General features: G+C 71.9%; 13 protein-coding genes. 2 read left to right on the top strand and 11 right to left on the bottom strand.

Features of this window, described 5'->3' with window-relative positions; translation table 11 throughout:
• Positions 1-184: 184 nt before the first annotated feature.
• From dnaG to dusB, 3 genes are all read right to left on the bottom strand, one after another.
• Entirely contained in the window at positions 185-2,197 is a 2,013-nt protein-coding gene (gene dnaG, locus DEI81_RS01270; RefSeq protein WP_111008687.1) for a DNA primase, read from the bottom strand.
• Positions 2,198-2,280: 83 nt separating this feature from the next.
• A complete protein-coding gene (locus DEI81_RS01265; protein WP_111008686.1) occupies positions 2,281-3,579 on the bottom strand; it encodes a deoxyguanosinetriphosphate triphosphohydrolase in 1,299 nt (432 codons plus the stop codon).
• Positions 3,579-4,733 carry a tRNA dihydrouridine synthase DusB gene (gene dusB / locus DEI81_RS01260; protein WP_111008685.1) on the bottom strand — a complete coding sequence of 385 codons (1,155 nt, stop codon included), beginning with the start codon at positions 4,731-4,733 and terminating at the stop codon, positions 3,579-3,581. Before dusB ends, DEI81_RS01265 begins: the two co-directional genes overlap by 1 nt.
• A gap of 68 nt (positions 4,734-4,801) precedes the next feature.
• Between dusB and DEI81_RS01255 the strand changes: the two genes are divergently transcribed.
• Positions 4,802-5,293 (top strand): aminoacyl-tRNA deacylase, encoded by a 492-nt coding sequence (locus DEI81_RS01255; RefSeq protein WP_111008684.1) that lies wholly within the window; start codon positions 4,802-4,804, stop codon positions 5,291-5,293.
• Between the two features lie 112 nt (positions 5,294-5,405).
• On the opposite strand, the gene DEI81_RS16120 is transcribed toward DEI81_RS01255, so the two are convergent.
• The 3 genes from DEI81_RS16120 to DEI81_RS01245 all read right to left on the bottom strand — a co-directional run bounded on the left by DEI81_RS16120 (position 5,406) and on the right by DEI81_RS01245 (position 7,771).
• Positions 5,406-5,579: a hypothetical protein gene (locus DEI81_RS16120; protein ID WP_181434648.1), complete on the bottom strand. Its 174-nt coding sequence runs from the start codon at positions 5,577-5,579 to the stop codon at positions 5,406-5,408.
• The gene (locus DEI81_RS01250; protein WP_111008683.1) at positions 5,576-6,319 is read right to left on the bottom strand and encodes a DsbA family protein; all 744 of its coding nucleotides are present in this window, start codon (positions 6,317-6,319) and stop codon (positions 5,576-5,578) included. Before DEI81_RS01250 ends, DEI81_RS16120 begins: the two co-directional genes overlap by 4 nt.
• 66 nt (positions 6,320-6,385) lie before the next feature.
• Positions 6,386-7,771, bottom strand: coding sequence for a glycine--tRNA ligase (locus tag DEI81_RS01245; protein WP_111008682.1), 1,386 nt, complete (start codon positions 7,769-7,771; stop codon positions 6,386-6,388).
• Positions 7,772-7,985: 214 nt separating this feature from the next.
• Between DEI81_RS01245 and DEI81_RS01240 the strand changes: the two genes are divergently transcribed.
• On the top strand, positions 7,986-8,759 hold the full coding sequence (locus tag DEI81_RS01240) for a hypothetical protein (RefSeq protein WP_146243979.1): 774 nt from the start codon (positions 7,986-7,988) through the stop codon (positions 8,757-8,759).
• Positions 8,760-8,856: 97 nt separating this feature from the next.
• Here DEI81_RS01240 and DEI81_RS01235 read toward each other — a convergent pair whose 3' ends face one another.
• The 5 genes from DEI81_RS01235 to DEI81_RS01215 all read right to left on the bottom strand — a co-directional run bounded on the left by DEI81_RS01235 (position 8,857) and on the right by DEI81_RS01215 (position 14,732).
• Positions 8,857-9,660, bottom strand: a complete 804-nt coding sequence (locus DEI81_RS01235) for an isoprenyl transferase (RefSeq protein ID WP_111008680.1) — start codon at positions 9,658-9,660, stop codon at positions 8,857-8,859.
• Positions 9,657-10,445 (bottom strand): DNA repair protein RecO, encoded by a 789-nt coding sequence (recO, locus tag DEI81_RS01230; RefSeq protein ID WP_111008679.1) that lies wholly within the window; start codon positions 10,443-10,445, stop codon positions 9,657-9,659. Before recO ends, DEI81_RS01235 begins: the two co-directional genes overlap by 4 nt.
• A gap of 92 nt (positions 10,446-10,537) precedes the next feature.
• Positions 10,538-12,307: a 2-isopropylmalate synthase gene (leuA, locus tag DEI81_RS01225; RefSeq protein ID WP_111008939.1), complete on the bottom strand. Its 1,770-nt coding sequence runs from the start codon at positions 12,305-12,307 to the stop codon at positions 10,538-10,540.
• Between the two features lie 191 nt (positions 12,308-12,498).
• Positions 12,499-13,992 (bottom strand): ABC transporter permease, encoded by a 1,494-nt coding sequence (locus DEI81_RS01220; RefSeq protein ID WP_111008678.1) that lies wholly within the window; start codon positions 13,990-13,992, stop codon positions 12,499-12,501.
• Positions 13,989-14,732, bottom strand: a complete 744-nt coding sequence (locus DEI81_RS01215; protein ID WP_111008677.1) for an ABC transporter ATP-binding protein — start codon at positions 14,730-14,732, stop codon at positions 13,989-13,991. The genes DEI81_RS01220 and DEI81_RS01215 overlap by 4 nt, the downstream gene beginning before the upstream one ends.
• Positions 14,733-14,752: the final 20 nt, after the last annotated feature.

The following is a 14,752-nucleotide window of genomic DNA, read 5'->3' as shown; positions in this document are numbered from 1 at the left end:
CCTCGGTCGCGCGTGTGGATCTGCTGGGCGCGCGAGGACACTCAAGATTGGCACCCCCGCCACCTGGAGGACGAATCGGGGGACGCTTGTTTACACCGTCGTAATACCGTCCGGCCGGACGGAAGCGTGCTCCGGCGCGCATCGGCGCGAGTCGGCGCGCGGCGGCGCGATTCGGCGCGCGGCGTCAAGCCGACTCGGCGTCCGCTTTGAGCCGCATCCGCTGGGCATCGATCGCGACGAGCTGCCGCTGGAGCTCGGCGCGGCGATCGGCCTGCTCGTGCGGGTCGGTGCGCTGGAGCTGTCCGAGCAGGGACGCCTTCCGGGCGAGCAGGTCCCGTTCGACGAGGGCCACGACGATGCTGCGGCAGTACAACGCCAGGTCCTCATCCGTACGGGCGGGCAGCGGCGCGACGGCGAGTTCCTGGACGAACGGGGCGAACGGCCCGGGTACGTCGCCGAGCACTCGGTCGAGCCACCCCGGTCCACCGAGTGCGTCCCCGTTCGCCACGACGGCGTCGCGCACGACCGCGAGCACCGGGGCCGTGAACACCGCACCCGCCGTGAGCCCGACGAGCGTGGCACCGACCCGTTCGGGCTGCTGGACCATCGCCATGACGGCGTCGCGCTCCATGCGCGTGATCGGGTCGTTCGGGAGCGCGCGGAGCGTCGCGGTCGGGGCGTCGTCCGGAGCCGGGGCACCGGTGCCGCCCGTGCCACCCGGCGCGAGCGCACGGGCCCCGGCCGCGCCGGACGCTGCTCCCGTGCGGCCGTCGGCACCGCGGACTCCCCCGGTGCCATCGGCGTACCGGGACCCCGCCGCGGCGGATCGTCCCGGCCCGGCAGCGTCACCGGAGGTGCCCTGCCGGCGCCGCGCGGTCTCGACGGCGCTGCGGACCTCACCGATGTCCATGCCGAGCCAGCCCGCGAGTTCACGGACGTAGCCCTGCGTCATCGCGCGGTCCCGGATGCCGGCGAGCACGGGAGCCGCGGCCCGCAACGCGGCCACGCGCCCCTCGACCGTCTCGAGGTCGTGGCCGTCCAGCGTCCGCCGGATCATGAACTCGAACATCGGGCGTCGCCCGGCGACGAGCCGGCGGATCGCGTCGTCACCCCGAGCGAGGCGGAGGTCGCACGGGTCGAGTCCGCCCGGGGCGACCGCGACGAACGTCTGCGCGGCGAACCGTTGCTCCTCCGCGAAGGCCCGGGAGGCCGCGCGCTGACCGGCCTCGTCCGGGTCGAAGGTGAACACGACCTCGCCCGTGGCGGACGGGTCGCGCCCGGACACGTCGCCGAGCATGGGGCGGAGGACCTTGATGTGGTCGACGCCGAACGCCGTGCCACAGGTCGCGACGGCCGTCGTCACACCCGCGAGGTGGCACGCCATGACGTCGGTGTAGCCCTCGACGATGACGACCTGCTTGCTCTTCGAGATGTCCCGGCGAGCGAGGTCGAGCCCGTAGAGCACCTGGCTCTTGTGGTACACGGGCGTCTCGGGGGTGTTGAGGTACTTCGGCCCCTTGTCGTCGTCGAGCAGCCGCCGCGCGCCGAAGCCGATGGTGGCTCCCGTGACGTCGCGGATGGGCCAGATGAGCCGTCCGCGGAAGCGGTCGTACGGGGACCGATCGCCCTGGCTGACGAGGCCGGCGGTGACGATCTCCTCGAGGCTGAACCCCCGTCCGCGCAGGTGGTCCCGGAGGGCGTCGTACGACTTCGGGGCGAACCCGATGCCGAACCGCGCCGCCGCGGCGGGGTCGAACCCGCGTTCGCCGAGGAACCGCCGGGCGGGTTCGGCACCCGGGGTCGTGAGCTGCTCGATGAACCAGGTGGCCGCGGCCTCGTTCGCGGCGAGCAGGCGGGCACGAGTGTTGTGGTCGGTGCGGGGGCCGTCGCCGTCCTCGTAGTGGAGCGTGAAGCCGATCTTGGCGGCCATCCGCTCGACGGCCTCCTGGAACGTCGTGTGGTCCATCTTCATGAGGAAGCTGTAGACGTCGCCGTCCTCGCCGCACCCGAAGCAGTGGTACCGACCGACCTGGGGCCGCACGTGGAACGAGGGGGTCCGCTCGTCGTGGAACGGGCAGAGTCCCTTGAGGGAACCGACGCCGGCGGACTTCAGCGTCACGTAGTCCCCCACGACGTCGGCGATGTTCACACGCTGACGCACCTCGTCGATGTCGTCCCGCGTGATGAGTCCCGCCACGCGACGATCCTACGCGGCGGCGCCGACCCCGACTGCGGACCCGGCGTCGGGGGGTGGACAGGTCCCGCGCCCCGGGACCGGGTTCAGACCGCGATGTGCACGGTCTCGCGCACGCCCGCGACGAGGCGCTTGTGCCATGCGAGCGCGCCCTGGTCGGTCAGGCTCGCGACCTGGTCCACGACGGCTCGACGCCGGCCGGCGTCGTCGGTGGCCGCCCGCCAGTCCGCGGCGAACCCGGGCTCGAGCTCGCGGTCCTCCGCCGCGACGAGCGCGTCGAGGAGTTCGGTGAGCACCGCCCGCTGGCGTTCGTACACGGGCTGCCGGTCGCCCTGCGTCATGACGAAGGCCGCGACGATGCCCTTGAGCACCGCGATCTCGCCGATGATCTCGGGCGGGACGACGACGCTCGCCGCGAACCGGACCAGGCTGCCCGAGGCGTAGGAGGCCCGCGTCGCCTGGGTCGCGGTGCGGGCGAACCGGCCGATGAACTGGCTCGTCAGGTTCTTGAGCCGGGCCTGCGCGACGCGGGAGCCGTCGTACGAGGTCATCCACAGCGACAGCGACCGCAGCCGGTCGAACGCCTCGAGGAGTTCGTCCCGGCTCAGGGTGTCGCCGACCCAGGCGTGCATGGCGGACACGATGTCGTTCTCGCCGACGCGGTCCCCGAGGGCGGCCACGTCGATGAACCCGGCCACGACGGCGTCCTCGAAGTCGTGCACCGAGTACGCGATGTCGTCGGACAGGTCCATGACCTGGGCCTCGATGCACCGCTGCCGCCGTGGTGCGCCCGAGCGGAGCCACGTGAACGCGTCGACGTCGTCGTCGTAGAACCCGAACTTCCGCCGGCCCGACGACGGTTCGAGCACGCCCTGCGCCGCTGGCCACGGGTACTTGCAGCTCGCGTCGAGGCTCGCCCGCGTCAGGTTCAGTCCGTAGGGTCGGCCGTCCTCGCCGTAGAGCTTCGGCTCGATGCGCGTGAGCAGCCGGAGCGTCTGCGCGTTGCCCTCGAACCCGCCGATGTCCGCCGCCCAGGCGTTGACCGCGGTCTCGCCGTTGTGGCCGAACGGCGGGTGTCCGATGTCGTGGGCCAGGCACGCGGTGTCCACGACGTCCGGGTCGAGCCCGAGGCTGTCCGCGAGCTCCCGTCCGACCTGGGCGACCTCGAGCGAGTGCGTCAGGCGGTTGCGGGCGAAGTCGAGGCCGGTGGTCGGGCTGAGCACCTGCGTCTTGGCCGCGAGTCGCCGGAGCGCGCTCGAGTGCAGCAGGCGGGCGCGGTCACGGGCGAAGTCGCTCCGTCGGCTCGAGTGTTCCTCGGGCAGCCACCGCTCGGCGTCGGCGGGGCCGTAGCTCGCCAACCCGCCGTGCCCCGTCAGGGAGTCCATCAGCCGCCCGAGTGGTGCAGCTCGGCCGCGGCGAGGACCTGCCGGAACTCCGCGTCGACGTCGCGGCTCTCGAGCCATCGGTCCGGCAGCGCGGTCTTCTTCGGGTGTCCCGCGCGACCCCGTGGGCCCTCGACGTCGGCACCCGGGTAGGGAGCGGACCAGTCGAGTCGGCCGAGGAGGTCGTCGATCTCCTGCAGACTCGACGCCATCGCGAGTGCGGATCGGACCTCACCGCCGATCGGGTAGCCCTTGAAGTACCACGCGACGTGCTTCCGGATGTCGCGGCAACCGTGCTCCTCGGACTCGAGGAACTCGACGAGGAGTTCCGCGTGCCGCCGGACCGCGACCGCGACCTCGCCGAGCGAGGGCATCGCCCGGACGTCCTCGCCGCGGAAGGCCGCCGCCAGGTCGCCGAACAGCCAGGGGCGACCGAGGCACCCGCGACCGACGACGACGCCGTCGCACCCGGTCTCGTCGACCATGCGCAGCGCGTCGGCCGCCGACCAGATGTCACCGTTCCCGAGTACCGGCAGGTCGGTGATCGTCTCCTTGAGGGTCGCGATCGCCGACCAGTCCGCCTGGCCCGAGTAGTGCTCGTTCGCCGTCCGGGCGTGAAGCGAGATCGCCGCGACACCGGCGTCCCGCGCGATCCGCGCGGCGTCGAGGTACGTCAGGTGGTCCGCGTCGATGCCCTTGCGCATCTTGACCGTGACCGGCACGTCGCCAGCGGCGCGGACCGTCTTGGTCACGAGCTCGCGGAACAGGTCCAGTTTCCAGGGCAGTGCTGCCCCTCCGCCCTTGCGGGTGACCTTCGGCACGGGGCACCCGAAGTTCAGGTCGATGTGGTCGGCGCGGTCCTCCGCGACGAGCATGGTCGCCGCCTCGGCCACCGTGTTCGGCTCGACGCCGTACAGCTGGATCGACCGCGGGGTCTCGGACTCGTGGTGCTGGATGAGCTGCATCGACACCGGTGTCCGCTCGACGAGCGCCCGCGACGTGATCATCTCGCACACGTAGAGGCCGGCCCCGTACTCGCGGCAGAGGCGGCGGTACGCCATGTTGGTGATCCCCGCCATGGGGGCGAGCACGACCGGCGCCGCGACCTCGATGGGGCCGATGCGCAGGGGCGCTGCGGGTGCACTCGTGATCGTCATCGTCCTCCATTGTCCCAGATGCTCGGTGGCGCAGCGCCGCGCCGGATCCCCCTGTTAGCGTCTCGGGCATGACGACCGCCATGGACGGCCCCGACCGCTTCGCCGCCGACGCCGCCGCTCGTGGGCTCGAGGTCGAGATCGTGGAGCGGGGCCCGTCCGCCTCGCTCGGGGAGGCCGCGGCCGCGCTCGGCATCCAGCCCGGTGACATCGTCAAGTCGCTCGTGGTCAAGCGGCACGACGGCGGGTACCTGTTCGCGCTCGTGCCGGGCGGCCGCAGCATCGCCTGGAAGAAGCTCCGCGCGGTCGTCGGTGTCAACAAGCTGTCGATGCCCGACGCGGGTACCGCGCTCGAGGCCACCGGCTACGAACGCGGCACGATCACGCCGATCGGCAGCACGACGCCGTGGCCGGTGTACGCCGACGAGCGGATCGCCGGCCGCCGCATCGCGATGGGCAGCGGTCGCCACGGCGCGAGCGCCTTCGTCGACGCGGACGCGCTCGTCGCCGCCTACCGCGCCGTCCTCGCCGACATCACCGACGAGGAACCGCAGCGCTCCTGACCCGCCCCGGTCCGGCCCGTCCCCGTTCCGCGAGATCGCAGTCGTTGCCACTGTCGCCGCGCCCAGAACGGCAACGACTGCGATCTCGCGCCCGTGATGGCGCGTCGGCGGTCTAGTCAGGGACCTCGGTCCAGGCGCCCTCGGCACCCGGCACGAAGCAGACGTCGCCCTCGCAGACCGGCGCGCCTCCGGCCAGGTCGAGCGCCACCAGCCCACCACCAGTCGGGAGGAGCGGGACCGGTCGCTGCACCGCCTCCCGTCCGTCGAGACCCGGCAGCGCGCTCATCGTGCGCCCTCGGCGACGACCGCCGCGTCGGCGTCCGCGTCGTCAGCTGCTCGCGCCGTCGTCGCGGCGACGTCCTCCGCGGTCCGCATCGCGACCACCTGCTCGAGCACCTGCGTGAAGGTGGCGGGATCCTGGGCACCCGACACCCCGTACTTGCCGTCGATGACGAAGAACGGGACGCCCGTGATGCCGAACGCCTGCGCCTGCGCCTGGTCGGCACGCACGGCGTCGAGCTGCGCGTCGTCCCGGAGGACGGCGAGGACCTCGTCACGGTCGAGACCGACCTCGGCACCGAGGTCCGCCAGGTCGTCGTCGTGCCCGACGTGGCGACCCTCCACGAAGTAGGCGGCGAACATGCGCTCGACCATGGGCAGCTGCAGGCCCTTGGTCTTGGCGAGGTGGATCACCTGGTGCGCCTTCACCGTGTTCGTGTGGTGGAGCGTGTCGTAGTGGTACTCGAGGCCGACCCCGGCCGCGATCCCCGTCACCGTGTCGATCATCTGCTGCGCCTGCGCGACCGGCAGCCCCTTGTGGCGCGCCAGGAACTCCGCCTCGCTGCCCTCGAAGTCGACCGGGGTGTCCGGGCTGAGCTCGAACGAGTGGTACTCGATCTCGATCCCGGTGGTCTCCGCGGACCCGGCCGTGAAGGCCGCCGCACCCGCCTCGAACCTGCGCTTGCCGATGTAACACCAGGGGCAGGCGATGTCGGACCAGACATCGACCTTCACGGTTTCGCTCATGACGGGCGCAACCCCGGCCCTCCCGGCCGCATTCCCGCGGTCGGGAGGGCCGGGGCGGCCGGTCGACTACGCGCCGACGAGGCGTGACCCGAGGTACCCCTGGAGCTGGTCGAGCGCCACGCGCTCCTGCCCCATCGTGTCGCGCTCGCGGACGGTGACGGCGCGGTCCTCGAGCGTGTCGAAGTCGACGGTGATGCAGAACGGGGTGCCGATCTCGTCGTGCCGGCGGTACCGACGGCCGATCGCACCGGCGTCGTCGAAGTCGACGTTCCACAACTGTCGGAGGTCGTCGGCGAGGCCGCGCGCGACGGGCGACAGCTGCTCGTTGCGCGACAGCGGCAGCACGGCGGCCTTGACCGGGGCGAGACGGGGGTCCAGGCGCAGGACCGTGCGCTTGTCGACGCCGCCCTTGGCGTTCGGGGCCTCGTCCTCGTGGTAGGCGTCGAGCAGGAACGCCATGAGGGCGCGGGTGAGTCCGAACGACGGTTCGATGACGTACGGCGTGTACCGCTCGCCGGACGCCTGGTCGAAGTACCGGAGGTCCTGGCCCGACGCGTCGATGTGGTTCGTCAGGTCGAAGTCGGTGCGGTTCGCGACGCCCATGAGCTCGCCCCACTCCCCCGACACGAAGCCGAAGCGGTACTCGATGTCCGCGGTGGCGTCGGAGTAGTGCGCCCGCTCGCCGTCCGGTACGTCGAAGCGGCGCAGGTGCTCCGGGTCGATGCCCAGGTCGGTGTACCAGGCGACGGCGTCCGTGATCCAGCGCTCGTACCACTCGGCGGCCTCCGCCGGGGGCACGAAGTACTCGATCTCCATCTGCTCGAACTCACGCGTGCGGAAGATGAAGTTGCCGGGCGTGATCTCGTTGCGGAACGCCTTGCCGACCTGGCCGATGCCGAACGGGGGCTTCATCCGGCTCGTGGTGACGACCTGCGCGAAGTCGACGAAGATGCCCTGCGCGGTCTCCGGCCGGAGGAAGTTCAGGCCCTCCTCGTTGTCGACCGGCCCGAGGTAGGTCTTGAGCATCCCCGAGAAGTTCTGCGGCTCGGTCCACTGGCCGCGCGTGCCGCAGTTCGGGCAGGCGATCTCGGCCATGCCGCCCTCGGGCTGCCGGTCCTTCTTCGCGACGAACGCGTCCACCAGGTGGTCCTGCCGGAACCGGTGGTGGCAGTGCAGGCACTCGACGAGCGGGTCCGTGAAGGTCGCGACGTGACCCGAGGCCTCCCACACCTTGCGGGGCAGGATCACCGCGGAGTCGAGGCCCACCATGTCCCCACGGCCACGGACGAACCGCTGCCACCACTGGCGCTTGATGTTCTCCTTGAGCTCGACGCCGAGGGGCCCGTAGTCCCACGCCGACCGCGATCCGCCGTAGATCTCGCCGGACTGGAAGACGAAGCCACGACGTTTCGCGAGGGCGATGACGTTGTCGAGACGGGAGGGCTGTGCCAAAGGGTGCTCCAGAGGTCGCCGAGCTGGATGCCCGGTGCGGTGACGTACCGGGCAATGCTACCGGCGGCACTCCGCCTGTGCGGGCGCTCAGCGCCCACAGCCGACACCGAGCGGACCGTGATCGGACCGGTACGCCACGTCGTCGGGGAATGCGTACCGTCATGTCCAGTTGACGATCGGTCAACAAACACCACGAACGACAGGACGAGATCCGATGACAACACACCGCGTGCGTGGCGGCAGCAGCCGTGCGCTCGCTTGGGGGACCACGATCGCGCTCGGCGTCACCACCGCCCTCGCGATCACCGGCTGCACCGCCGGTACCACCCGACCCGACGGGACCGCGGTCGCGCACCGCACCACGACGACGTCCTCTGCGAGCGCCGTGCCCACCGCTGCCTCGACACCCGCAACGACCGCCACGAGCTCCCCGACACCGAACAGCAGACCGACCACGCCGAGCGCGGCGCCGGCCGCGAGCACGCCGAGCAGCGATGCCCTCGTCGCGATGCTGCAGGACGCTCCGGTGCCGGCGCTCTGCGGGCACACCGCGGGGCGGCTCGTGCACGGTCGACTGCCCGCCCAGCCCGCGCACGCGGGGACGGTCGCCCTGTCCTCCCTCGTGGGCGAGGGGCGCTCCGAGGCGGCGCTCACCAGCGTCGGGTCGCTCGAGGGCGCCGGCAGCCACGACGTCGTCGCGGGTCTGTACTGCGACGCAGGCGGGGTCCCGTGGCCCGAGGTCGTCGGCGTCTGGCGGTGGACGAGCGGGACCAGCCTGCAGTTCGTGTCCGTCTACGCGCCCGAGCAGCTCTCCCACAACATCGTGTCCCTGCACAGCACGGTCGTCTCGGACGCCACGATCGACGTCGCGTGGACCGGACCCGCGCCGGGCAAGGACGACGCCGACGGCAGCGAGCACTCGAGCGCCGTCCTCACCCTGCGCGGCGGACAGCTCGTCGCGTCCGGGTACCGCTCGACCGTCGTCTGACGGTCGCGCCGCTGCTGCCGGCCGGTTCCGCGGCTCGCCACGGGACCGGCTGGCAGCGGGCCGGCTGGCTGCGGGCCGCCCGCGATGCCTGCGACGCTCAGGGGCGCGGCGTCGGCGCGTCCACGGCGCCGCCGAACCGTCGGTCCCGCGAGGCGTACAGCTGGATGGCGTCCCAGAGGTCCTGCCGGCGGAAGTCGGGCCACAGGCGGTCGAGGAACACCATCTCGGCGTACGCCGACTGCCAGAGCAGGAAGTTGCTCGTCCGCTGCTCCCCCGAGCTCCGGACGAACAGGTCGACGTCGGGCATCTCCGGCGTGTAGAGCCGTCGGGCGATCGCCTTCTCCGTGACCTGGGCGGGCCGCATCCGACCCGCGGCCACGTCGTCGGCGATGCTCCGGACGGCGTCGGCGATCTCGGTGCGGCCGCCGTAGTTGACGCACATCGTCAGCGTGAGCGTGTCGTTGCCGGCCGTCATCCGCTCCGCGTACTGCAGCTCGTCGATGACGCTCCGCCACAGCCGCGGCTTGCGTCCGGCCCAGCGCACGCGGACGCCCCACTCGTTCAGCTGGTCTCGACGGCGGTGCAGGACCTCGCGGTTGAACCCCATGAGGAACCGCACCTCGTCCGGGGACCGCTTCCAGTTCTCGGTCGAGAACGCGTACGCCGACAGGTGCTTCACGCCGATCTGGACCGCACCCGCGACGACGTCGAGCAACGACGCCTCGCCTGCGCGGTGCCCCTCGATGCGCGTCAGGCCGCGCTCGTTCGCCCATCGCCCGTTGCCGTCCATGACGACGGCGACGTGCTCCGGGACCGCACCGGCCGGGAGGGACGGCGGCTGTTCGCCGGTCCAGTCCAGCGGTCGGAACGGTTCCGCTGGCACCGATCGGCGGGGGCTCATGCGTTCGGGGTTCCTTCTGCTCGTCCTGCGGTCGGTCCGGGGGTCACCGGAACGGGGTGCTCGCTCCGGTCGACGTGCGGGAGGGAGCGCAACGATCGTTCCAGGTGCCACTGCGCGTACGCCGCGACCACGCCGGAAGCCCGGGAGCGCGTCCGCTCGTCCGCCGCGTCGGCCGTCGCCCAGTCCCCGGCAAGCAGCGCACCGAGCAGGCCGAGCGTCACGGGATCGAGTCGTGGGGAGCCCGGCGGCGCCGCGCGGTCCGCGACGACCCCGCCGAGCTGCACGACGAACGCCGAGTGCGGGCCGGGATCGCCGGTGACGGCGCAGTCCCGGAAGCTCGGGGCCCATCCCGCGATGCTCATCGCGCGGAGCAGGTACGAGTCGAGGGTCAGGCTCGACGCGTGTTCCTGCCGGGACAGCGACCGGAGCGCCCCGACGAGGAGCAGGTACTGCTGCAGGCCCGCATCGGCGTCGCTCAGCCGGTCGGCGGTCTCGACCATGGCGCTCGCGGCCGTGTAGCTGCCGTAGTCGGCGACGATCTGCGCCCCGTACGACCCGATCGACTCGGCCTGCGTCACGATGTCGAGCGACCGGCCCTCGTAGAACTGCGCGTCGACGACCATGAACGGCTCGAGGCGCGCACCGAACTTGCTCGCGGTGCGCCGGACGCCCTTCGCCACGGCACGGACCTTGCCATGCTGCCGACTCAGCATCGTGACGATGCGGTCCGCCTCACCCAGCTTGTGGGTGCGGAGGACGACGCACTCGTCGCGGTACAGGGGCACCGGACCATGATCCCACGGGCCTCCGACGGCGCCGGCGCAGGGCCTCCGACCGCGCGCTGGCGCAGGGCCTCCGACGGCGCCGTCGCAGGGCGTCAGGCGGACGCGAGCACGGCCTCCCCGGCGACGGCACCGGCGCGCACCGCGCGGTTGACGGCCGACACGATCGCCTTGAGCGAGGCGGTCGCGATGTCGGCGTCGATGCCGACGCCCCACAGGCGGGAGCCATCGACGTCGAGCTCGACGTACGCGGCGGCCTTGGCGTCACCGGAGGCGCTCATGGTGTGCTCGACGTAGTCGTACAGCGTCACCGCGACGCCCTGGTCCGCGAGGATCCGGATGAACGCGTCGATCGGGCCGGTCCCGACCGCTTGGGCGTCCACCCCGCCGTCGTCGACGCGCATCGTCACGGTGAGCTGCGTCGTCCCACCGAAGTCGCTCGACGTCGCCGTCTTCGTGAGCTCGTAGCGGCCCCACTTGTCGTCCTCGGCGGGCGCCGGCAGGTACTCGTCGCTGAACAGCTCCCAGATCGCCTCGGACGTGAACTCGCCGCCCTCGGCATCGGTCCGCCGCTGCACCACGCCGGAGAACTCGATCTGCAGCCTGCGCGGCAGGTCCAGGGCGTGGTCCTGCTTGAGCAGGTACGCGACACCACCCTTGCCGGACTGGGAGTTCACGCGGATGACCGCTTCGTAGCTCCGGCCGATGTCCTTCGGGTCGACGGGCAGGTACGGCACCGCCCAGACCATGTCGTCGACACTGCTGCCTGCCGCCTCGGCCCGGGCCGTCATGGCCTCGAGCCCCTTCTTGATGGCGTCCTGGTGCGACCCGCTGAACGCGGTGTACACGAGGTCGCCCGCCCAGGGCTGTCGCTCGGGCACGGGCAGCTGGTTGCAGTACTCGACCGTGCGCTTGACCTGGTCGATGTCCGAGAAGTCGATCATCGGGTCGATGCCCTGCGTGAACAGGTTCATGCCGAGCGCGACGAGGTCCACGTTGCCCGTCCGCTCCCCGTTGCCGAACAGGCAGCCCTCGATCCGGTCGGCGCCGGCCATGTACCCGAGCTCGGCCGCGGCGACGGCGGTGCCGCGGTCGTTGTGCGGGTGGAGCGACAGGATCACGTTCTGCCGGTGGTTCAGGTGCCGCGACATCCACTCGATCGAGTCGGCGTAGACGTTCGGCGTCGCCATCTCGACGGTGGCGGGCAGGTTGATGACGACCTTGCGCTCCGGTGTCGGCTCGAGGACCTCGAGCACCTCGTTGCAGATGCGCAGCGCGACCTCGAGCTCGGTGCCCGTGTACGACTCCGGCGAGTACTCGTAGTACACCGTGGTGCCGTGACGGAGTGTGGCCTCGGCCGCCTTGCACATCCGGGCGCCCTCGAGCGCGATGTCGACGACCCCCTGCACGTCGGTCCGGAAGACGACGTCACGCTGGACGACGCTCGTCGAGTTGTACAGGTGGACGATGGCCTGCTTCGCCCCGTCGATCGCCTCGTACGTGCGGGCGATGAGGTGCTCGCGGGCCTGCGTCAGGACCTGGATCGTCACGTCGTCCGGGATCGCGCCTTCGTCGATCAGACTGCGGACGAAGTCGAAGTCGGTCTGCGAGGCGCTGGGGAACCCGACCTCGATCTCCTTGTAGCCCATGCGCACGAGCAGGTCGAACATCGCCCGCTTGCGGTCGGCGTCCATCGGGTCGATGAGGGCCTGGTTGCCGTCACGGAGGTCGACCGCGCACCAGCGGGGTGCCTCGGTGATCTGCTTCGTCGGCCAGGTGCGGTCCGGCAGGTCGACCGTGATCTGCTCGGAGAAGGGGACGTACTTGTGGATCGGCATCTCGGAGGGGCGCTGCGTGTTCTGCATGGTGGTCACTCGCTTCGTTGCTGGTCTCGTGTCGGCCGACGACGGACTCCGCGACGAGGGGGGCCGGTGGTCAGGCCTCGTCGCGGCGGCGAAGGAGGAGGAGTGCAGCGTGCATCGGCACCCACGGTAGCACCGCAGCGGCCACCGTGGGCGATGACGCCCAGGTGGCCGCGACCGGGAGGCCCCACCCCTCAGTCGACCGCGAGGGCCTCACGCGGTGTCACCCGCATCGCCCGACGCACCGGAGCGACGGTCGCCACGACGGCGAGCAGGAGCGCGCCGCCCACCACCACCGCCACGGTCACCGGTGGCAGGACGGGCGTCAGCGGGAAGTGCAGCGTTCCGAGCAGCGTCCGCGCCGCCAGCCAGCCGTAGACGACACCGAGCACCAGTCCGGTGACGACGGCGGCGGCGACCATCTGGACGGCCTCGGTCACGATCATGCGCCGGACCTGTGACGCGGTCAGGCCGAGCACCCGGAGGAGGCCGAGCTCGCGGCGCCGCTGCACGACCCCGAGCGCCAGGGCGTTGACGACACCCACCGCGGCGAGGACGCCGGAGAACCCGACGAGTGCGCTGACGACCGCGTTGAGCTGGGCGAAGAAGTGGTCCTCGGAGCGGATGGTCGCCGCGGACGCCGCCGAGCCGCCTCCGAGTTCCCGCACCGAGAGCGCCGAGACGTGCTGGAGGATCCCGAGCGCGACCGCGAACGTGACGAGCAGCGTCACGCCGATCACGAGTCCGATCACCGCACGTGCGGTGCGTCCCGGGGCGCGGAGCGCGTTCCGCCCCGCGAGCAGCACGACCGGGTCACGGGAGCCGATCCGTCCGGCCAACGCGAGGACCGGCGGCATGACGAGCGGTGCTCCGACGACGACGCCCGAGAACGAGACGAACGCGCCGAATGTGCCCGGCAGCACGGCGAGCACGGTGACGCCGCCGAGCGCGACGGCGAGGAGCATGGACGCCGCGCCCACGACGAGCAGCGTGATCGCGACCGCGCGGCGACCACGACCGGCGCGGAGGTCGGCGGCGGTGGGTTCGACCGTGTTCGACAGCGCCTGCAGGGGCGTCACGGCGAGCACGCGCCGGCTCCCCGCCCGGAACGCCGCCCAGGTCGCGACGACCACCGCGCCGACCGGGAGCACGATGCCCGCGGGCACGAGGTCGTACGTGGTGTCCGGCAGGAAGTGTCGGGCACGCAGCATCGCGACGACGGCGGCGGCGACCCCCACGCCCAGGACACCGCCGAGGAGCGCGCCCACCACGCCGACCAGGACGCCCGACCGACCGATGCCACGCCGGAGGGCCGCCCCGGTCGCCCCGACGAGCCGTTGCAGGGCGAGGACCCGCGTCTGCCCGGCGATGATCGTGCTGCAGGTGTTCGCGGTGACGATCGAGCCGACGTAGACGGCGACCGCGAGGAACACCCACCCGACCACCGACAGCACCGCCTGGACCGAGCCGACGTCCTCGAGCCCGATGGCGCGCAGTGCGTCGGCGACCACACCGGGCGTGATGACGAGCACCGTCCCGAACATCGAGGCGAGCGCCGCGACGAGCAGCGTCGGGCGGAAGGCGCGCAGCGTGTCGAGTCCTCGAGCCGTCGGCCGTCGGGTCGCGCGTCGGAGCGGCCGTGGCGTCCGGGATGCGGTGGCCGCGTCCGTACCGCTGGTCGAGCTCATGCCGCGGCCTCCATCCCGAGCATCGTCGTCGAGATCTCCGCCGGCGTCATGGACGGCCGGTCCCCGACCACCCGTCCGTCGGCGAGGAACAGGATGCGGTCCGCGTTGGCGGCCGCGACGGCGTCGTGCGTCACCATGACGACGCTCTGTCCCCACTCGCCGACGGCACCGCGGAGGATCGCGAGGACGTCCCTCCCGGTGCGGGAATCGAGGGCTCCGGTCGGCTCGTCCGCGACGACGACGGCGGGACGGGTGGCGAGCGCGCGCGCGATCGCCACGCGCTGCTGCTGGCCGCCCGACAGCTCGTGGGGTCGGTGGTCGAGTCGATCCGCCAGGCCGAGGCGACCGACGAGGTGGTCGATGAAGTCCCGCTCCTCGGCGGTCGGACGGCGGCCTCCGAGCAGGAACGGCAGCTCGATGTTCTCGAGGACGTCGAGCGTGGGGACGAGGTTGAAGGACTGGAACACGAACCCGAGGCGGCGTCGGCGCAGGTCGGTGAGTCCGCGGTCGTCGAGGGTCGTGAGGTCGGTGCCGTCCACCACGACCCGGCCACTCGAGACCGAGTCGAGGCCCGCGGCGACGTGCATCAGCGTCGACTTGCCGGAGCCCGAGGGACCCATCACCGCCGTGAACGCACCAGCGGCGATCGTGACGCTGACGTCGTCGAGCGCGACCACCGCACGGCCGTCGCTGCCGTACTGCTTCCGGACGTGTTCCAGACGGATGATCGGTTCGTTCATGCCTCCGAGCCTGGCGGCCG

Source organism: Curtobacterium sp. MCBD17_013 (assembly GCF_003234565.1).
Classification (GTDB): Bacteria; Actinomycetota; Actinomycetes; order Actinomycetales; family Microbacteriaceae; genus Curtobacterium.
This window is presented reverse-complemented; position numbering and strand designations above follow the sequence as displayed.